This is a genomic window from Methylococcus sp. EFPC2 (genome assembly GCF_016925495.1).
GTDB lineage: Bacteria > Pseudomonadota > Gammaproteobacteria > Methylococcales > Methylococcaceae > EFPC2.
This window is the reverse complement of sequence record NZ_CP070491.1, coordinates 3,088,356-3,107,938: the sequence shown is the minus strand read 5'-3', so window position 1 is coordinate 3,107,938 and position 19,583 is coordinate 3,088,356. Positions and strand designations below refer to the sequence as shown.

The 19,583-nt window shown below is 60.9% G+C and carries 19 protein-coding genes and 1 tRNA gene; 17 read left to right on the top strand and 3 right to left on the bottom strand.

Annotated elements, in window-relative coordinates:
- Positions 1 to 5 precede the first annotated feature (5 nt).
- The 11 genes from JWZ97_RS13295 (at position 6) to JWZ97_RS13245 (ending at position 9,507) form a co-directional block, all read left to right on the top strand.
- Positions 6 to 572: a pilus assembly protein PilP gene (locus JWZ97_RS13295; RefSeq protein WP_205430038.1), complete on the top strand. Its 567-nt coding sequence runs from the start codon at positions 6 to 8 to the stop codon at positions 570 to 572.
- Complete coding sequence (gene pilQ / locus JWZ97_RS13290; protein ID WP_240342346.1) at positions 569 to 2,821, top strand: type IV pilus secretin PilQ; 2,253 nt, start codon at positions 569 to 571, stop codon at positions 2,819 to 2,821. The genes JWZ97_RS13295 and pilQ overlap by 4 nt, the downstream gene beginning before the upstream one ends.
- Positions 2,822 to 2,941: 120 nt before the next feature.
- Positions 2,942 to 3,505: a shikimate kinase AroK gene (aroK, locus tag JWZ97_RS13285; protein ID WP_205430036.1), complete on the top strand. Its 564-nt coding sequence runs from the start codon at positions 2,942 to 2,944 to the stop codon at positions 3,503 to 3,505.
- A gap of 26 nt (positions 3,506 to 3,531) precedes the next feature.
- A complete protein-coding gene (gene aroB, locus JWZ97_RS13280) occupies positions 3,532 to 4,614 on the top strand; it encodes a 3-dehydroquinate synthase (protein WP_205430027.1) in 1,083 nt (360 codons plus the stop codon).
- Entirely contained in the window at positions 4,595 to 5,608 is a 1,014-nt protein-coding gene (locus JWZ97_RS13275) for an ATP-binding protein (protein ID WP_205430025.1), read from the top strand. Before aroB ends, JWZ97_RS13275 begins: the two co-directional genes overlap by 20 nt.
- Before the next feature lie 36 nt (positions 5,609 to 5,644).
- On the top strand, positions 5,645 to 6,709 hold the full coding sequence (gene hemE, locus JWZ97_RS13270; protein WP_205430023.1) for a uroporphyrinogen decarboxylase: 1,065 nt from the start codon (positions 5,645 to 5,647) through the stop codon (positions 6,707 to 6,709).
- 6 nt (positions 6,710 to 6,715) lie between these two features.
- Positions 6,716 to 7,279: an NUDIX hydrolase gene (locus JWZ97_RS13265; RefSeq protein ID WP_205430021.1), complete on the top strand. Its 564-nt coding sequence runs from the start codon at positions 6,716 to 6,718 to the stop codon at positions 7,277 to 7,279.
- A 15-nt stretch (positions 7,280 to 7,294) separates the two neighbouring features.
- Entirely contained in the window at positions 7,295 to 7,477 is a 183-nt protein-coding gene (locus JWZ97_RS13260) for a hypothetical protein (RefSeq protein WP_205430019.1), read from the top strand.
- A 149-nt stretch (positions 7,478 to 7,626) separates the two neighbouring features.
- Positions 7,627 to 8,439, top strand: coding sequence for a motility protein A (locus JWZ97_RS13255; protein WP_205430017.1), 813 nt, complete (start codon positions 7,627 to 7,629; stop codon positions 8,437 to 8,439).
- A gap of 21 nt (positions 8,440 to 8,460) precedes the next feature.
- On the top strand, positions 8,461 to 9,363 hold the full coding sequence (locus JWZ97_RS13250; protein ID WP_205430009.1) for an OmpA family protein: 903 nt from the start codon (positions 8,461 to 8,463) through the stop codon (positions 9,361 to 9,363).
- A 68-nt stretch (positions 9,364 to 9,431) separates the two neighbouring features.
- Positions 9,432 to 9,507, top strand: a tRNA-Phe gene (locus JWZ97_RS13245).
- A gap of 256 nt (positions 9,508 to 9,763) precedes the next feature.
- On the opposite strand, the gene nifA is transcribed toward JWZ97_RS13245, so the two are convergent.
- Both nifA and nifL read right to left on the bottom strand, forming a co-directional pair.
- Positions 9,764 to 11,293, bottom strand: coding sequence for a nif-specific transcriptional activator NifA (nifA, locus tag JWZ97_RS13240; RefSeq protein ID WP_205430007.1), 1,530 nt, complete (start codon positions 11,291 to 11,293; stop codon positions 9,764 to 9,766).
- A complete protein-coding gene (gene nifL / locus JWZ97_RS13235) occupies positions 11,286 to 12,881 on the bottom strand; it encodes a nitrogen fixation negative regulator NifL (RefSeq protein WP_205430005.1) in 1,596 nt (531 codons plus the stop codon). Before nifL ends, nifA begins: the two co-directional genes overlap by 8 nt.
- Before the next feature lie 492 nt (positions 12,882 to 13,373).
- Between nifL and JWZ97_RS13230 the strand changes: the two genes are divergently transcribed.
- Positions 13,374 to 14,633 carry a hypothetical protein gene (locus tag JWZ97_RS13230; protein WP_205430003.1) on the top strand — a complete coding sequence of 420 codons (1,260 nt, stop codon included), beginning with the start codon at positions 13,374 to 13,376 and terminating at the stop codon, positions 14,631 to 14,633.
- Positions 14,634 to 14,798: 165 nt separating this feature from the next.
- Here the strand turns inward: JWZ97_RS13230 and JWZ97_RS13225 are convergent, their stop codons facing one another.
- Positions 14,799 to 15,317 (bottom strand): hypothetical protein, encoded by a 519-nt coding sequence (locus JWZ97_RS13225; protein ID WP_205430001.1) that lies wholly within the window; start codon positions 15,315 to 15,317, stop codon positions 14,799 to 14,801.
- Positions 15,318 to 15,906: 589 nt separating this feature from the next.
- Between JWZ97_RS13225 and JWZ97_RS13220 the strand changes: the two genes are divergently transcribed.
- The 5 genes from JWZ97_RS13220 (at position 15,907) to JWZ97_RS13200 (ending at position 19,334) form a co-directional block, all read left to right on the top strand.
- Positions 15,907 to 16,266 carry a hypothetical protein gene (locus JWZ97_RS13220; protein ID WP_205434731.1) on the top strand — a complete coding sequence of 120 codons (360 nt, stop codon included), beginning with the start codon at positions 15,907 to 15,909 and terminating at the stop codon, positions 16,264 to 16,266.
- 70 nt (positions 16,267 to 16,336) lie between these two features.
- The gene (locus tag JWZ97_RS13215; protein ID WP_205429999.1) at positions 16,337 to 16,651 is read left to right on the top strand and encodes a DUF190 domain-containing protein; all 315 of its coding nucleotides are present in this window, start codon (positions 16,337 to 16,339) and stop codon (positions 16,649 to 16,651) included.
- A 49-nt stretch (positions 16,652 to 16,700) separates the two neighbouring features.
- Positions 16,701 to 17,831 carry a magnesium transporter gene (locus tag JWZ97_RS13210; RefSeq protein ID WP_205429997.1) on the top strand — a complete coding sequence of 377 codons (1,131 nt, stop codon included), beginning with the start codon at positions 16,701 to 16,703 and terminating at the stop codon, positions 17,829 to 17,831.
- A gap of 255 nt (positions 17,832 to 18,086) precedes the next feature.
- Positions 18,087 to 18,740 (top strand): putative quinol monooxygenase, encoded by a 654-nt coding sequence (locus JWZ97_RS13205; protein WP_205429995.1) that lies wholly within the window; start codon positions 18,087 to 18,089, stop codon positions 18,738 to 18,740.
- A gap of 54 nt (positions 18,741 to 18,794) precedes the next feature.
- The gene (locus JWZ97_RS13200) at positions 18,795 to 19,334 is read left to right on the top strand and encodes a transposase (protein ID WP_205429993.1); all 540 of its coding nucleotides are present in this window, start codon (positions 18,795 to 18,797) and stop codon (positions 19,332 to 19,334) included.
- Positions 19,335 to 19,583: the final 249 nt, after the last annotated feature.

The window sequence follows — 19,583 nt, the reverse complement described above, 5'->3', positions numbered from 1 at the left end:
AGCGCATGCCGAACTCAGCGGGCCGAGCGAGCCGTGATTCCTTGCGTCTGACTTGGGTGCTGCTGATGGTTTCCTGCATCGCCGGGTGCGCCAGCGATGACATGTCGGATTTGAAGGACTACGTCGCCGACGTCAAGGCGCGACAAAAAAGTGCGGTGGAGCCCCTCCCGGAAGTCAAAACCGTGGAGCCCTTCGTATTCAGGCCGGATGAGTTGCACGACCCTTTCGTCCTGGATGAAAAAGCCGTGCCGGCGGAGGAAGTCAAAGCCGAAAGTGGCATCCGCCCCGATACCGCCCGCCCCAAGGAAGAGCTGGAATCCTACGAACTCGACAGCTTGCGCATGACCGGCACCCTGCTCCGCGAAGGGGTGCTGTGGGCGTTGGTTCGTGCCAACGACGGCACCATACATAGGGTGAAGTCGGGCAATTACATGGGGCGTAATTTCGGCAAAATCCTGCGTATCAAGGACGATCAAATTGAATTACTCGAGATCATTTCCGACACGCCGGGAACTTGGCGCGAACGCAAAGCGTCGCTGGACTTGGCCGAAGCAAGCGGTGGTAAAAAATGAAAATCATGGATCCGTATCGCAACCTCAGCCGTAAAGCTTCACCCTTCATCCGTATAGGATGCCTGCTTTTCGCACTTGCCCTGCTGTTGCCTTTGACCGAGTCCATCGCGGCCGGGACCACACTGCAATCGGTGGACTTTTCCACCTTGCCCGGCGACGGTTTGCAAGTGCAGTTCACCTTAAGCGGGCCGGCCAAAACCCCGCGCGTTTTTCACACCGATAACCCGGCCAGGGTCGCCCTCGACCTGCCGGGCGTCAGCAACGCCCTCGACAAAAAGCAGATCCCGGTTAACGCCGGAGGGGCACAAAGCATCCAGGCGGTGGAGGCTTCCGGGCGTACTCGAGTGATCGTCAACCTGACGGAAATGATGCCTTATACGACACGTACCGAAGGTAACGATATTTTCCTGATCCTGAAAAAAAGCCAACCCGGCGTTTATCAGGAGCCCGCTCCAGCCCGAACCGCGTCATCCGCCTATCCCGCGCCGGGCAGACAAGCCGCCATCGCCGACGCCGTGGATTACGGCAAGCGTGTCGAGAACGTGGATTTTCGCCGTGGCGAACATGGCGAGGGCCGGCTGCTGGTGACGCTGAGCGATCCAAGGGCTGTCGCCAATATCCGCCAGGAAGGACGCCAAATCATCGTCGATCTGCCGGGGCTCGGCTTGCCGGGTACGCTTGCGCGTCGTCTGGACGTGTTGGATTTCGCCACGCCCGTACAGAGTGTCGAATCCACGGAAGCGGGCGGGCAGGCGCGTTTGACCATTTTCCCGGTGGACGAAAACTATGAGTACTCTTCCTATCAGACGGACAAGTTGCTCACCGTCGAATTGCGGCCGCTGACTCCCGCCGAAAAGGAAGAAATCAAGAAAAAAGCGTTCGCCTATACCGGCGACAAGCTGTCGCTCAATTTCCAGGACATCCCGATCCGCTCCGTTCTGCAGATACTCGCAGACTTCACCAACCTCAACATCGTGGCCAGCGATACCGTGGCCGGCAATGTCACCCTGAGGCTCAACGAAGTGCCCTGGGACCAGGCTCTCGAACTGGTCTTGAAGTCCAAAGGCTTGGGCAAACGACAGGAAGGCAACATCATCCGCGTCGCGCCGCAGGACGAAATCAACAAGCAGGAAAAAGAGGAACTGGAAGCGCAAAAGGTGGTCGAGGATTTGGAGCCGCTGCGGACGGAAATTGTCCAGATCAATTACACCAAGGCCGAAGACATCAAGAAGGTTTTGGTGGGCACGACCACACGCACCAGCGAGTCGCAGGATCAGAGCTCCGCGATAGGCGGCAGCAGCAGCCAGAGTTCGTCGACCACCCTGGACGTGTCCCAGTCGATCTTGTCCAATCGGGGCAACGTCACCGTGGACGAGCGCACCAATCAGCTCATCGTGAAGGATACTTCGCGCAACATCGAACGGGTTCGCGAACTGGTGCGTAAGCTGGATATTCCGGTCAGGCAGGTATTGATCGAGTCGCGCATCGTCATCGCTAACAACGATTTCACCCGGGAATTGGGTAGCCGCCTCGCCGCCACCAGCATTCCGGGTCGGTTGAATCCGGCGGGCGTCGCCAGCACCTTGCAGTTCACCGGCTCCCGGGTCGGTACGGACGTGGCGACCTCATCCGGTGCGGCCAATCTGTTGACCAGCCTGGGCGCCTCGAATCCTTATGGCGCGGCGGGACTGACCCTGTTGAAGGCAGGCGATTATCTGTTGGACCTTGAATTGTCCGCGGCACAATCCGAAGGACGGGGCGAGGTGATTTCCAATCCGCGCCTGATCACGTCGGATCAAACCAAGGCCGTGATTAAACAGGGTGTGGAAATTCCCTATACCACCGTCAGCGGCAGTACCACCGGTTCGACTGTGACGGTGCAGTTCAAGCAGGCGGTCTTGGAGCTGAATGTCACCCCGCACATCACGCCCGACGACAATATCTTGATGGACTTGCTGATCAAGAAAGACTCCAAGGGCGAAAGCGTCGCGGGTTCGTTCGGGTCTGTGCAATTCGCCATCGACAAACGGGAAATCGAGACCACCGCTCAGGTGGCCAACGGCGAAACCGTGGTCTTGGGCGGCGTCTATGAGGGGACCAAGACCAACGTAACGAACAAGGTCCCATTCTTGGGAGATTTGCCCGGCGTCGGCTTCATGTTCCGGAAAAACTCGATCACCGATAACAAAAAGGAATTGCTGATCTTTATCACCCCAAAAATACTGAAGCAGCAAATGGCGTCTCGGTAATTCCCGCCTACACTCGTGAAAAGGCGTCGCCCAGCGGCGCCTTTTTTGTGTCCCGGTGCGGAAAAATGAGCGGTGCGGCCCATGTTATGATGTCGGCGCTGACTTCAGACCGTTTTGTGCATGACACAGTCGAGAAACATCTTTCTGATCGGACCCATGGGGGCGGGCAAAACCACCATAGGCCGGCTATTGGCCAAGGCCTTGGGAGTGAGCTTCGTCGACAGCGACAAGGAGATCGAACAGCGCACCGGCGTCAGTATCCCCATGATATTTGAGTACGAGGGCGAGGCCGGATTTCGCAAGCGTGAAACGGAAGTGCTGGGCGATTTGACCCTGAAGGAGTCCATCGTCCTGGCAACCGGAGGCGGCGCGGTATTGGCGGAGGAAAATAGGGCGTATTTGCGCCAGCGCGGGTTCGTGGTTTATCTGCAGTGCGCGGTCGACAAGCAACTCGAACGGACCCACAAGGACAGCAACCGGCCCTTGCTGAAAACCGAAAATCCCCGCGCACGCCTGGAGGAGTTGCTGAGAATACGCGCCCCGATTTATCGTGCGCTCTCTAATTTCACCATCGACACCGGCATTTATTCCAGTCGCTCGGCCGTACGCCAGATTTTGCGGGCCTACAACCGTGTCCAGAAAAGCACTAGCGGTCACGACGAGATCCACGCGACCAGCCGATAAGTGATCGATCCACGTCCAGCAACAGGATGAAAACCTTAAACGTAGCCCTCGGGGAGCGCAGCTACCCCATTTATATCGGACCCGGCCTGCTCGAACGGACCGACTTGTTGGCCAGGCATATCCGATCCAAACAGGTGATGATCGTCAGCAACGAGGTCGTTGCGCCGCTTTACCTGGAGCGGCTGAAAGCGAGCCTGGAAGCCCACGATCCGGTCGAACTTATCCTGCCGGATGGGGAGGCCTACAAGTCGATAGATTCCGCGATGCGCATCTACGACGAGTTGCTGGCCCGCAAATTCAGCCGCAACGCCACGTTGATCGCCTTGGGCGGCGGCGTCATCGGCGATTTGGTGGGTTTCGTCGCCGCCACCTATCAGCGCGGCGTACCCTTCGTTCAGATACCCACCACCCTGCTGTCGCAGGTCGATTCCTCCGTGGGTGGCAAGACGGCGGTCAACCACCCGCGCGGCAAAAATATGATAGGCGCGTTCTACCAGCCGCTCTGCGTGCTGGCCGACACGGCGACGCTGGACACCCTGGCCGACCGCGAGCTGAGCGCCGGCCTGGCCGAAGTCATCAAATACGGGCTGATCCGCGATCCGGGTTTTTTCGACTGGCTGGAGAACAATCTCGAGTCGCTGCTGGCGCGAGACCCCGAAGCCCTGGCCTATGCGATCGAACGGTCGTGCCAGAACAAGGCCGAGGTGGTGGCGGTGGACGAACGCGAAACGGGCGAGCGCGCGACCCTTAACCTGGGCCATACCTTTGGCCACGCCATCGAGACCGGCCTGGGCTACGGCGCCTGCCTGCACGGAGAGGCCGTCGCGATCGGCATGTGCCAGGCGGCGGACCTGTCGCGGCGTTTGGGCTGGTTGAGCGCGATCGATGTCGAGCGCATTGTCGCCCTGCTCGAGCGGGCCCGGCTCCCCGTCGTTCCGCCTCCGGATCTGGGGGCCGAGCGGTTCATTGAGCTGATGGCCGTGGACAAGAAAAATGTCGACGGAAAGCTGCGCTTGATTCTGCTCGAAGCCGTCGGCCGGGCGACCCTGCCCGTCGGCGTGGAAATCGAGCCGTTGCGACGGACCCTGAATGAGTACGGTCGGCACTGAGGCGTATGCCTCTGAGCGAGGGGCCGGCCGAAGCAAGCTCGAACTGGTCCTGCATCTGCTCGCCAACCTGCCGCAGTCCTTGCTCTTGCTGGCACCCAAAGGCGCAGGCAAAACCGCGTTGATGCGGCAAATCCAGGCGACGGCACCACCCGGCTGGCATGTCTGTTATCTGCTCGCCACCCCCAATCACAGTTTCGAGCGCATCCTCGACGAGATGTCGCTCACGCTGCGCCGGCCGGGACAGCCGGCGATGGACGACGATCCCGAAACCGCTTTGACCGGCTACCTCGTACAACTGGAAAAGCAAGGACGGGTGTTGCTGCTGCTGCTTGACGACGCGGGCGTACTGATGCCGGGGCTGTTGAGTGCGCTATGCCGTTTCGCCCGGCTGCATGCCCCGCTCAAATTGGCCTTTGGCCTCCGTCCCGAGGAACTGCAAGGCAAGGCGATCGGCGACGCGCTGGCGCTGTCCGATGCCCACCGGGTCACGCTTCCGGAGGCCCGGCCGGATCCAGCATCGAACCCATCGCCATCGCCCGTGCGGGAATTCAACGCATTTCCGGCAATGTCATCGGCCATCCCGCCGCTTGCCTTCGGCGAACCGCTGAAGGCGGCGTGGGCGAAATTTCGCTTCAGCCCGATCCACTGGCTGTTGGCCGCTAGCCTCGCGCTGGCGGCCGCGGCAGCGGTCGTGGTGCGTTCCTTCTGGCAGGATGGGGCCAAGCCCCCGGCCGAAGCCGCGGCGCCCATCAGTCCGCCGGCATCCACCCCGACGCCTGCGGTGGCGGAGCTTCCGGCTGCGGCTCCCCAGCTTCCCGCCCAGCCCGCTCCCGAAGTGAGGCCGGTAGAGCCTCCGCCACCCGCCGCGAGCCCTGCTCCGGTGCCCAATGCCGCGCCCCCTCCGCCGAATGCCGGCGAAGCCGCATCCGCGGAACAAACTGCAGTTCCTGAACCCGAGGCCAAGAGCAGCAAACGCAAGAAACGCCGACACTAGGCCTCCCTACGAACACGTCAATACGCGAAACTCCCCATGACCGAACTGAAAAACGACACCTTCATCCGCGCCCTGTTACGCCAGCCCATCGAACGCACACCCGTCTGGATGATGCGACAAGCCGGCCGCTACCTGCCCGAATACCGCCGCGTGCGCCAGCAGGCCGGCAGCTTCATGAATCTCTGCACGACCCCGGAATTGGCCTGTGAAGTCACCCTGCAGCCGCTGGAGCGCTATCCGCTGGATGCTGCCATCCTGTTCTCGGACATCCTCACCGTGCCTGACGCCATGGGGCTGGGGCTGCATTTCGTGGAAGGCGAAGGCCCGAAGTTCGAACGCCCACTACGCGACGCCGACGACATCCGCAAACTCGCCGTACCCGACCCCTATGGCAAGCTGCGTTACGTGCCGGACACCGTGCGGCTGATCCAGTCACATCTGCGCGGCAAGGTGCCGTTGATAGGCTTTTCCGGCAGTCCCTGGACTCTGGCCACCTACATGGTCGAAGGCCAGAGCAGCCGGGAATTCCGCAAGGTCAAGGCGCTGGCGTACGATCAGCCGGCACTGCTGCACCAGTTGTTGGGTGTTTTGGCCGATGCCGTCGCGGCCTATTTGAACGCGCAAATCGAGGCCGGCGTCGATGCCATCATGTTGTTCGATACCTGGGGCGGCTCGCTGACCACCGGGCAATACGCGGAATTTTCGCTGGCCTACGCCCGCCGCGTACTGGAACAGCTAGACCGCGGCGGGCGGACCGTCCCGGCCGTCCTGTTCACCAAGGGCGGCGGCTTGTGGCTGGAGGCTATGGCTGAAACCGGCTACGACGCTCTCGGGTTGGACTGGCAGACGCCCATCGGCGAAGCGCGCCGGCGGGTTGGGGATAAGGTGGCACTGCAGGGCAATCTCGATCCCGTGGCACTATATGCTTCGCCGGAGAGCATACGCGCCGAGGTCGGCAAGATACTGGCGGAATTCGGTCGTGGCAGTGGCCATGTTTTCAATCTGGGCCACGGCGTGCATCCCGATATCGACCCGGAACACGTCGGTGCGATGATCAAGGCCGTGCACGAACTCAGCCCGGTCTACCATTCCGCCGGTTGAGCGGCCATGAAGCCGGAAAATCCCTGGAAATTGCTGAGCCGGCGGGAGGTTTACGATAACCCCTGGATACACATAGACGAAGACCGGGTTCGCAATCCCTCCGGCGGTCTGAGCCTCTACGGCCGCATACACTTCAAGAATCAGGCGATAGGCATCATTCCCCTGGACGAGGCCGGCAACACCTGGCTGGTCGGCCAATACCGCTACGTGCCGGATGCCTATTTCTGGGAGATCCCCATGGGCGGTTCCCCGCCGGGAGAAGACATCCTGGTCACCGCCCAGTGCGAGCTGAAAGAAGAAACCGGCCTGAGCGCGGAGCGCTGGAGCGTGTTCATGCGCCTGCATACGTCCAATTCGGTCACCGACGAGGAAGGCTATGTCTTCCTGGCGGAGGGGCTGGTTGAGGGTGAAACCGAGTTCGAGGATACGGAAGACATCACGGTAAAAAAACTGCCGCTGGCCGACGCCGTGCGCATGGTGCTGGACGGCAAAATCACCGACGCCATCAGCGCGGCCGGCTTGCTCAGGCTGGCCTTGGTCCGCCCCGATCTGTTTCCGAAGACTGAATAACGCCGGGAGCAGGGGATGAGCGAATTCTACAAACGTGCCCACATCGGGCTGGCTCTGGTGATCGGATTCTTCAGCGGGAAATACCTCGCCCAGACCATGGGCCATCATGGCTCGGAATTTTTCAGCGGCGGTTTCATGCTCGGCTTCATCGTCAGCCGCTACCTGTTGAACAAGCTGTTCGGCTCGAGCTCCGATTGAGCTGACGTCAAAATTCCGGCAGGCTTTTGCCGGCAATCAGCGGGATTGTGCCGCATGTATGGCTGAGAGTGGTTGAAAGATCAATAATTTAAGGCGTGGAACGGAATATGCTGTAGATCGGTATCAGTCTTCGTCAACCGGTGCCGATCATGAAACGACATACTCGCCTAGCTGTCACGGTGCTTGCCCTTGCCGCGTTTTTCACGCTGGTATGGCGCTTCGATCCCAGTGGCCATGTCTTTAACCTTCCCGGCCTGCTGGTCGTGCTCGTGGGCGTTTATCTCGCCACGGCACTGGGGCAGTCGTTCGGATCGGTATGGACATTGGTGTGCAAGCTTCCCGAAAAACTGGCGCCCGGCCGCGTCGATGCCGATGACGAAGTCGACATCGAGCTTTTCCTCAAGGCCTGCGAATTCCACCGCCAGTCCAACGTCAAATACGCCGAACTGGCTTTGCGCCGCATCGGCAACCCCTTCCTGAAGTCCGGCGCGCAACTGGTGCTGGACCGCACACCCATAGCCGATATCCAGCGCGTGATGGATTGGAGCATCGGCGCCCAGCGCGAGCGCGATCACACCGAAATCCAGGTATTTCAGACCATGATGGGTTACGCCCCCGCTTTCGGCATGGTGGGAACGCTGTTTGGGCTGATAGCCATGCTGTATGGGCTGGAAATGAACAACCTGCGGCGGCTGGGTGCCGACATGGGGTTTGCGATGCTGACCACCGTTTATGGCCTGCTGCTGGCAAATCTGATCTTGAAGCCCGTCGTCACACGCCTCGAACTGCGCTCCAGAGAACGGCTGGCCTGGCTGCATGCCCAGCAGGAGATGGTCATGATGATGCACGAGCAATGCCACCCCAAGCTGATACGGGAGCATCTCGCCGCCTTCCGCAACCAAGCCGATGCGCCGGAGCGGGAACCAGAACCCCGCTTGCTAGAAGCGGGTAGCCATTCCTGATTTGCCAGGTGGAGCGGGCCCATGTCCCCCAGATACAAAACCACACCCGTCCGTATCCCGCCGGCGCCCGCCGATCCCTGGAGGTCGTCCGCCACGCCGGGAAACCAGGAAAGCAACGGCGGCTGGGTGCTGAGTTATCTCGACGTGATGACCATACTGTTCACCTTCTTCGTGCTGCTGTTCGCCTACCAAAAAGCCATGAGTCCGTCATCGGCCAAACCGCACAAACCGGCCGTCGCGGTTCAGGCCAAAGCCGCCGCGGCTCAAACTAAAGGCCAAGGGGAAAATACAGCCGGCGCGACGGCGGCTCCGCCGGCAACCCAGCAGGCCGTCGCGGCCATGAAATCCCAGGCGCTGGCCATGTCGGGCGTGCGCGGCAGCTCGGATGGACCGCAGACTAGCGGCTACGCGGTCGAGCAGAAAGAACCCGCTAGTCTGACCGACAAGGCGGTGGCGGGCGCGGCGCAACTGGGCTCCGAGCAAACGGCCCGGCTCATGGCGAAGGCGCTGGAGCGGGAACGCGAAAACCGGCAGGTGGAAGTCGTCCATGAAGGTCGGCAGATTCGTGTGGAAATCAGCGACGCCATCCTTTTCGACCCGGGCAGCGCCGAACTTCGGCAGGAAGGTTATGCCCTGCTCGACCGGATCAACGGCATACTCGCAGGCCGCGAGGACATCCTGTTCATCGAGGGCCACACAGACCCCACCCCCATTGCCAATAACCGCTTTCCCAGCAACTGGGAGCTCTCCAGTGCACGCGCCTCCGCGGTCACGCGTTATCTGGTCGCCCACGGTCTGCCCGCCGAACGCTTGCGGGCTATCGGTTTGGCCGACACCCGCCCGCTCGGCGACAACGCCACCGCGGAGGGCCGGGCACGCAATCGGCGCGTGACTCTGCTCATGGGAAGCGCTTATCCGTCCTGAAGATTGCGGAAATAGTGTTGACCGCAAGGTCGTACGATGGTCTAATAATGCGATCACCAGCACTACTTGCCCAGGTAGCTCAGTTGGTAGAGCAGAGGACTGAAAATCCTCGTGTCGGTGGTTCGATTCCGCCCCTGGGCACCATACAAAACAAAGCCTTACGGTAGAGACCGTAAGGCTTTTTTGTTGTCCGTGTAATCCTGGCTGTGATTGAGGCCGATTAGCCTCGCGTCCGCGCGGGGTGAACCCGCAGCCGTCCGGCCTCAACGACAGGACTGCGGGGCGCGGTTCTCGCGTGTCCCCCTTATGCAAAACCGATCAAGGAAGTTGCCGGAATTCCTTTGTCCCCCAGCCTTTCCCGATGCTCTGCTTCGAGCAAGGCTGTTTGGACGGCTAGGTTTCAAATGTGCTTCATCTTGATGTTGAGGATGCGGACCCGGTAGGCGATCTGGCGCGGCGTCATGTTGAGGAGCCGGGCGGCCTTGGCTTGCACCCAGCCGGCTTGTTCGAGGGCGGCGATGACCTGCTCCCGTTCGTCCATCCCCTCGGTGTCGAACTCGGGTTTGGGCGTGGTGGGCGAAGCCAGGATCGCTTCGTCCTCCAGGCCGGTCAGGGCGATGGTTTGACGGTCGATGATGCCGTCGGCACTCATGATGGCGGCGCGCTCCAGGGTGTTTTCCAATTCCCGCACGTTGCCCGGCCAGTCGTGGCGCATCAGCAGGCGGATGCCGCTCTCCTTGATTTCCAGAGGGCGTCCGCCCTGCTGCTTGGAGATGCGGTCGAGCAGGAACTGTGCGAGTTCCGGGATATCCTCCAGGCGTTCGCGCAGGGGCGGCATGTTGATGGGCATGACGTTCAGCCGGTAATACAAGTCCTCGCGGAAACGGCCCTCCTCGACTTCTTCTTCCAGGTCGCGGTTGGTGGCGGCGACGATGCGCACCTGCACCTTGAGCGTATGGGTCCCGCCCACCCGCTCGAATTCTCCTTCCTGTATCACCCGCAACAGTTTGGCCTGGAAGGACGGGGAAATCTCGCCGATTTCGTCGAGGAAGATGGTGCCGTGATGGGCCAGCTCGAAACGCCCCTTGCGCTGGCTGATGGCGCCGGAGAAGGCGCCCTTTTCGTGGCCGAACAGTTCCGATTCCAGCAAATTGTCCGGCAGGGCGGCGCAGTTGAGCTTGACGAAAGGGCCGCCGGCGCAGGCGGAGTGATAGTGGATGGCGTTGGCGATGACTTCCTTGCCGGTGCCGGATTCGCCGCGTATCAGCACGGTGCTGTTCCATTTGGCCACCTGGCGCACCACTTCGAAGACCCGCAACATGGCCGACGTATGGCCGATGATGTTGTCGAAGCCGTAGTTCTTGCGCAGGCTTTGCTTGAGCTGGTCGCGCTCGGCAGTCAGATCGCGCTGTTTCTGCTCCATGCCGCGCAGCAGGCCGACGCTTTGCGCGATGAGGTTGGCGACCATTTCCATGAAGCGGCCGCGCTCGTCCAGGAGTTCCGCGTCCACCGGCTGGGCGGCCAGCACACCGAGCAATTCGTCCGCGCCCACGCGTATGGGCGAACCGATGAATGGCAGGGCCGGATCGTAGAGCGCGAGCCGGCCGAGAAAGCGCGGCTCGTCGGCGATGCGCTCCACCACCACGGTGCGGCCGGCATCCAGGATGATGCCCATGAGGCCCTCGCCGGGTTCGTAGCGCACCGGTTCCGTGACCACTCCGCCGTCCTCGCGGCGCACCGCGCACACCACCAGGGCGTCGGTTTCCTGCTCGCGCAGGGCCAGCATGCCGGAGCGCATGCCGGCCTGGTCGTGGAGGATTTCCAGCACGGCTTGCAGCTTGTCCTTGAGCGGCAGGGTGCTGCTCAGTATGCGGCTGACCTGATAGAGGGCATTCAGCTCTCGCTCGATCAGTGTGACGCGATCAACCATGGGCGTAGGGTCTCTTTGCGTGGGCGGAGCGGAGGTTGAATTGCACGTCGATTCGACAACCGTCACGATAGCCGGGATCGATGCGGATCAGCCCTTGATGCTGGTTGATCACTTCCTGGGCCAATGCCAGGCCCATGCCGGTATGCGGCCGGGCGCCGCCTGTCTTGGTGGAGAAAAAGGGCTCGAAGACCTTGGTGCGCAAGTCGTCGGGTATGCCGGGGCCGGTGTCTTCGAAGCGGACGTGCACCAACTGGTCGTCGGACCAGGTGGCGATGCGCAGCTCGCGGATTACACATCCACCCTGGTTCATCGCGTCGATGGCGTTTTCGATGATCTGCTTGAACAGAGTGCGCAGCCGGTGTTCCATGCCCGTCAAGCTGGGCAGGACGGGGCTGGGTTTCCAGTCGACCACGATGCCGCTGGCCAGAAGGCGATCGGTCAGCAGGATTATGGTTTCGTGCAGCAACTGGTTCAGGTTGACCGGCGTCATCCGCGCGGCGTCGACGTCGGGCAGGCAGTTTTTCAAGCGCCGGACGGAGTTTTCCCCGCTGCTGAGGATTTGTTCGAGGATGTCGTTCAGGGCTTGGTTGCTCTGGTCCTGGCCGCGCCGCGCCAGCAGGGTCTTGGCCGCAGTGAGCAGATTGAGGGGGGCCTGGATGTGATGGATCGCGGCGGAGAGGGTTTCCCGGAGACTTTGTATTCGTTCTTCTTCCGACATCAGCGCGCGCATCGCGTTGATGCGCATCTCTTCCTCGTGTTTCTTTTGCTGGGTGACGTCGTTGAGGATCAGCAGCAGATAGGTCTGCCGCTTTTCTTCGAAAAATCCGTCGACGCTGTCGTCGCCCCGGCTGAACCAGGCTCCCGAGCAGGCATACCATTTGGGCATGCGGCTGCCGCCCAGGTCGATGCGCAACTCCCGGTTGCGGAAGGTCAGGCCCGAATGCTTGAGCTTGTTCCATTCCTCGCCCATGTCTTTACGCAAGGCGTCGATGATCAGCCGGGTGGGCTGCTCCAGACGCAGGTCCGAAACCAGCGCCTTGTACATGCGGTTGTCCAGCAAGACGTTCTTCGCCTCGTCCAGCAGCAACGTGGCGACCGGCATCGAGTCCACCACGGTTTCGATCAGCACCTTCTGGTTCAAGACCTGCTGTTCCAGGCGGAACACTTCGGTGATGTCGCGGTGCATGCCGATGTAATGAGTGGTGCGTTGATTCTTGTCCAGAATCGGGGCGATGGTGAGGTCGGCCAAATACCGGCCGCCATCGCGATGCCGGTTCACCAGGCAGCCATGCCAAGGCTGCTGGGCCTGCAGGCGTCCCCACAGTTCCTCGTAAACCTGCTTGGGCGTGCGCTTGTCCGACAACATGGATTCGTTGCGCCCGATGCTCTGTTCCGGTGCATAGCCGGTCGTTTCCGTGAAGCTGGGATTCACATAAATGATGTTGGCGTGGGCATCGGTGATGGAGATGGCGACCGGGGCCTGACGCACGGCTTCGGCAAGCAACTCGGCCGATAGCGCGGGTTCGGATGGGCTGGGACCTTCTTCGGTCGCAAGGGTATCCTGGGGTTGCTCGGGGATCTGCGGCATAGGCATCGCTCGGCGGTGGGGAGGGTCTCGTTGTCTGCAAGCAAGGATGGTGCCTGCAGATTGGCATTATCACGAGACGGTGGTGGCGGGACAGGCCTGAACAGGAGTCGGCTTAACCGTGAGGACGTGCCAAGTTGCGGAAAAGCCGTGTTCGGCGGCCGTTGCGGCTAGGCCCATCCCGTTAACGGTGCGCAGCCCGCGGGCGGCTCGCCTCATTTGAACCATTTTGGGGCAATGCGCCCACGTTCGGGCTGGGCGCATGGCCGTGCGACCGTTCGCCTTCGATCCTGGGGAATGGCCGCGGCGAGGGGCCAGGGGATATCCTGCCGTTCCGGCACCCGAATTGCTTGTGTTTCCATCATTCAGCCGACGCTCGTTCGATGCATCCCGTAAGCGCGGGAAACTGCCGACCGGCTGGGAGCCATCCGGGCTCGATCTCGCACATCGCCCCGGCCACTGACAGTTCATCTCGGATCCAGGAGGGTCGCCGGCATGCCGGATTCCATGGCTTTTGATCGACATGGGGACAAGAAGAATTCGGAGTTTTTCGAGGCCTATCTGCCCCGCTTGATGGAAGAGAGGGACCGCCTGGGCCTGACCGAGATGATTCGCGAGATCGAGGCCATGATCATCGCGGTCGATCCGGGGCACGGCATCGACTATGTCGCCGAGCTGTGCCTGATGACGCCCTACCACTACCTGGTCACGCTGGAGGCCGAGTCGCACTCCACGCATGTCCTGCGGGCGAGCATGGACCATCCGGACATCCTGATACGCGATGTCAAATACCCCGACCGACGCGACATCTTTCGCAGCCTCAACGAGGCCTTCCCCATCGGCGCGACCAAACCCAACAGCCGCTACATCGGCGAAGTGCTGAGGGTCACCGATCTGCACGGCGTGGTGGAGCTGCAGAAGACCCGCGAATTCCGTTTCTTTTCCCAGGACGATCTGCGCAAGCTGGAGATGCCGGGCAATTTCGCGGTCAGCAAGCCTTCGCCCTATACCCACAACATCGTCGCCTACATGGAACGCTTGCCGGAGGACCTGCGCGTCTATGCCTTGGGCCTGAGCAGCATCCGCGCGGACGTGCAGGACGCCTACCTCGCCGCCAAGGCCTTGCAGAGCCGTTTGGGACTGGACGATCTGATTCTGCCCATCGACCACCTGGCCACGCGCGTCTACAGCCAGAACCGCGAGGTCGCCCTGCTCGAATGGCTGTCCTGGTCCAGCTATTACTACTGGGGATCCTTCGACATCAAGGACCAGAACTCCTCCACCAACGTCACCAAGAGTGTCCACGCCGGCAACGAATTGCTCAGCCCGGCCAAGGTGTTCACCGCCAACAACACGCCTTATTTCGTCAATCACCTCGACGGCCTGCCTTCGCCCACCGAGAATTTCGTGCGCAACTACGGCCCGCGCCTGCACCACCTAGCCCTGGCCGTGCGCGACGGCGAGCGCGACGGCGCGGAAAACATCGAATACGTGGTGCGGCAGATCGCGGGCCAGGGCAAGAAATTTCTGCTGGATGTCATCGGCTCCAAGGAGGAAGGGCTCAAGCAGATATTCTCCAGCGCGTCGGAGCATTCCTCCCTCATCATCGAATACGTGCAGCGTTACGGCAATTTCGAGGGCTTTTTCACCCGGCGCAACGTGGCCGAGCTGACCCACGCCGCCGGCGTCGAGGAAGAGCTCAATGCCCTGCAAGCGAAGGCGAGCGACCTCGGGCAGGGGACGGTCGCGTCGTAATGGTGGCTACCCCCACCGGGGGGAACTCATCGATGAGGCGAAAAAAAACCTCATCCCCGAACCTTCCCCCAACGGGGGAAGGTCGACTCTTCTCCCGAGGGAGATGAGCGGGAATGAGGAAACCTTCGCGGACGAAAATCGTTAGTTAACAGGGATATTCAATGGTCATGGGGAGGGGCGCTCTAAATTCGCCCCGCAGGATTCCGCCAGCGCCCGTATGACCGAGGCTCCCGAGCGGTCTTCCGGGTCCAATCGCTGGAGGTGAAGCAATATCTCGCCGGCTTCCGCCGTCGCACCGCGCCGCAGCCTGACGAAAGCCAGGGCTTTCAGCGAGTGGAGGTAATAGCGTCCGGCCTCGCTCGCATAAGGGTCGAAGCGAGACGCGGATGCTCCGAGCGCTGTCCAGTCGGCGGGAAAGCCGCCTTGCCAGGCCGCCATGGCCAGGGCCAGGCGGGCGGCGCGCTCCGCATCCGCCAGGCGTTTGACGTTCGCATAAAACTTGTAAAGGGCGAAGTAGACCGGCAGGCAACCGGGGTCTTCAGCCCTCGCCTCCCATAACATTTGTTCGGCCAGAAAGCGGTTGTGGTGACGCGTGCTCACCGCCAACTGCAGGCGTCGATTGGTCTCCGGCTCGATGGATGTGCCGAAAAGCACGGATTCGTCGGGCACGGTGATCGCGTTCATACGCGGCTCCTGTCGGCGAGGCCACGCTTGCGCCAATTCCGGCCATAGCCGTCCCGGACCGCGGACATTTCGCCAGCCGGGCGGTTTGGCGTCGCGCTTGTGGCCGGATTGCTGTCAATGAGCTTGGGCATGGGCACAAATTTTCAAAGGTTATTAATAGCTCAGCAATTAATGAGCCATTCGTAAGTTATTGAAAATGCGTGGCTATGGGCGTTGGAGCTTTGTGAGGAAACCGACAGAATGAAGGTTTTGCAGGATGTGCGACAAGCGGGCCGTTTCCGCGCAGGGCTCGTGTCTTGTCGATAAGCGGCGAAGAGGGCCAAGCGGAGCCGGCCGGTAAGGGATCGGGCCAGGCGAAAGTTGGAAGAGAGCGGCTATCGCTTTAACATCCGGCCCGGGCCCCCGTCTCGCGGAATCGGTCCGATCGACCAGCCTGCGCGTCCGGCTCGGTCATGCCGCGCATCCTGAGCTATCGGAGTAGGTAATGTCGTCTCAAACCAAACTGATGATCATGCTTGGAACCATGTCGGCGCCGCCCGCCAGCGGCCGGAACTGAGTCCGTGGATCGCTGCCGTGGACGCCGAGCCCGATGAACGGCACGCAGCTCAAGTGTTTCCTGGTCATACTGATACTGTTCTTCATCGGTTTCGGCCCCCTGTCGTTGACCTGCCTGATCGGCATCGGCATCGTGATATGGCGACCGGCTTGGTTTTACCGGGTGGTGCGGGAGCTTTACCGTGGGCACGGCGAGTCATCGCTCGAGCGCGAGCCGACCAACTTCGAGACGGCAGCCGCCCGGATCAAGTGCCTGCTCTCCTTGCTGCTTCTGCTGCTGCTTGATATCGCACCGGTGCCCGTGACGGGTACCTTAGCCTTGTGTGTCGTCATCGCGCGCCCGTTCTGGTTTAAGCGCCTGGTCGAAACGATTTATCACGGCGGCAGCGATTAAGCGGGGAATAAGAAATGTGCCGAGCGAAGGCGCAACGGCAGTCTGGTTTGCTTACGAGGGTGTAAAGCTTATGGCAACTCAATCGGTTACGGTGGCGCGAATCTATCTGCGCGAGGGCGAACATCTGCTCGCCAGGCTCATCACGTTTTTGCATGACGAAGAGAAGGTTTCCGGCGTCACCGTGCTGCAAGGGATAGCCGGTTTTGGTCCGGACGGAAAATTACGCACGGCGGCCCTGCTGGATTTGTCGCTGGACTTGCCCTTGGTGGTCGAATTCTATGATCACCCGGGAAGAGTCCGGGACGTCATCGCCAAACTCGAAACGGAGCTGGGGCTTACCCATGTCGTCACCTGGCCGGCGACCGGCTATTTCGGAGGTCCTTGAACAAATTCATCCCCCCGTTTCCTCTAGGCCCAAGCAAAAGGTGCACAACATGGCGGAGATCATGGAAAAAATCGCGCAAGTCCTCATCGAACAGGCGATGCCTGCGGCCCGGCGGCTGGGCGTTCTTGCTACCGAGGTCATGGTCCTCCTCCGGGAAAGGATCGAGGAGATAATCCGGGAAACTGGCGAACCGAGGCCGCTGGGACGACGGGCGAACAAGACCGCGGATCGGGCGGAAAACTACATGCAGGGCCCGGTACCCACCGCCGCTGGAGACCAGACAGTCGAGGACGTCCGTCAGCGCCTGTGCAGCCAGCCCGGCGCCTTCGACGCCGTCGAATTACTGTTCGTCACCGATGGCTCCCACAAACTGCGAGGCGTGGTGCCCTTGTCCAAACTGCTGGCGGCCAGTCCCCGAACCCTTATCAACGAACTCGTGAATGGCGACATCGCCAGCGTTGCCCTGACCGACCCGCCGGAACGCGTCGCCGAGGTGGCGCTGGCTCACCGCGTTCCCGCCGTGCCGGTGGCGGACGGTGAGGGCATCCTGCTCGGCGCCGTTCCGGCGCATACCGTATTCAAAATCCTGCGGGAGGAACACATCGAAGACATGGATCGCATGGTGGGCATCTGGAGCAGTTCGGAGCAGGCCTTGTCGGCCATCGAGGGGGAGCCGCTGCGCCGGGTGATCGCCCGTTTGCCCTGGCTCATGGTCGGAACGGTGGGCTGCATGCTGGCGACCGGGCTCATGGCCGCGTTCGAAGCCACGCTGAGGGCCGATGTGGCGGTGGCGTTTTTCATACCCGCTATCGTCTACCTGGCCGACGCCATAGGTACCCAGTCCGAGGCCATCGCGGTGCGGGGGCTCTCGTTCAGCGGCACGCCGATTACGGAGTTGTTGAAAGGCGAGCTCAAAACCGGCTTCTACCTAGGGCTCGCCTTGGCCGCCTCGGTTTTTCCGGTCATTTGGATCGCCTACAACGCCACGCTGGCGTTCGCGGTATCGGTTGCCCTCGTCTTCGCCAGCAGCGTCGCCACCGGTATCGGCCTGTTGCTGCCCTCGATTCTGTCCCGTTTGGGCAAGGATCCCGCGTATGGCAGCGGCCCCGTCGCCACGATCATTCAGGACGTACTCAGCCTTCTGATCTATCTCAGTCTCGTGAGTGTGCTGATTCTTTGAGCAATGGCCTGGAGCGTAAGGATGGTATCTCGCTCGGTCCATGAGTGGACTAGGTGAAAGACGCCGTTCTAGGTCGCGCTTCGGTTCGTTCGCCACCACTTTCTTGGGCTATCTCGGCATCGCGCGACCGCAAGGGAATCGGCGGAAAGCTATGCCGCGGCAAACTGCATATAAGGTTGTGAGTTTTCCGTCTTGTTGATGCCGAGATGCGCCGGAACAATGGTCCGTCTTTTATCCCTCAAGAAGGAGCTAAGTATGCGCGGTGCATTTCATCTGCTTTTCGCCACCTTGTTCGCCAATCTGGTTTTCGTCCACGGGGCGAGTGCGGAAGAACCCTCCAAGTTCAATGTTGTTTATTACGAAGCCTTGCCGCAAGCCAAGGCTAACGTGGCCAGCGCCTTAAAGGCGGAAGCCCTGGCCAGCGCCAAAGGTCATGGCGTTGCCGAGGCGAAAGTTCTGAAAGAAATCGGGCGTGAAGAGCGGCTGCTGGTCTATAAGGCTTTGGGCGCCGAAGGCGAACCGGCCGAAACATCCTCCGCCGCGCAGCCCGCGGCCGCTCCGTCAGATACACGGCGGAACGGCGTGATCTGGGAGAGTCCCAAGAAGCCGGTTCCGGCGAAAGCGGTATGGGTGGTGACGCATGTCGACGTCACGCCGGAATACAAGGACTCCACGGCGGAAGCGCTCAAGGCGCTCGGCGCGGCGAATGCCACCCTAAACGGCCACGTACAGACTATCGTCGGACAGCAGTTGAACCGCGGCAACCACTTTACCCTGATCGAGATATGGGCCAATCGGGCCGCTTTCGATGCCTATCAAGGCGCGAAATCGACGCTGGATTACCGCACGAAAATCGCCCCCGCGCTCGGCTCGCCCTATGACGCTCGTCTCCACCAGAGCGTGAACTGAGCGTTATAGGATGCGCTGAGCGACAGCGAAGCGCATCATGTCGAGGGATATTGCATGACCGACTATCGCCGCTTCTATATACCCGGATCAACCTGGTTTTATACGGTTAATTTGGCGGAGCGGCGGGATAACAATCTCTTGGTCGAGCGGATAGACCTGCTGCGCGAGGCATTTCGTTATGTCAAGCGCCGCAGGCCTTTCACGATGGAAGCGATAATCGTCATGCCGGACCATTTGCATTGCATCTGGACGCTACCGCCGGGCGATGCGGACTATTCGACACGCTGGAGTTTGATCAAGAGCCGGTTTTCCCGTGCATTACCCGCAGGCGAACGGGTTTCCGCAAGTCGGGCAAAGCGGAGGGAGCGTGGCGTGTGGCAACGCCGGTTTTGGGCTCATCTTTTAATCAGCCAAGATGACTTTAATGCCCATTTTGACTACATACACTGGAATCCGGTCAAGCACGGGTATGTGCAAAAGGTGGCCGAATGGCCGTACTCAAGCTTTCATCGCTTTGTGGCGCTGGGTATTTATCCCATAAATTGGGGACACTCCGGACGTTTCGGAATTCGACCGACTGAGTATCCAGAATGATGCTGTAGGATGTGCTGAGCGATAGCGAAGCGCATCGTTCGCGATAGATGCGCTTCCTTACGTCAGCGCATCCTATAATCCTAATGCATCTTATCGCGTTGGACTCCGGTCAAGCATGGGTATGTGCAAGTGGTAGCCGAATGGCCGCACTCGAGTTTTCATCGCTTTGTGGAGCAGGAGATTTATCCCATAAGTTGGGGACACTCCGGGCGTTTCGATATTCGACCGACTGAGTATCCAGAATGATGC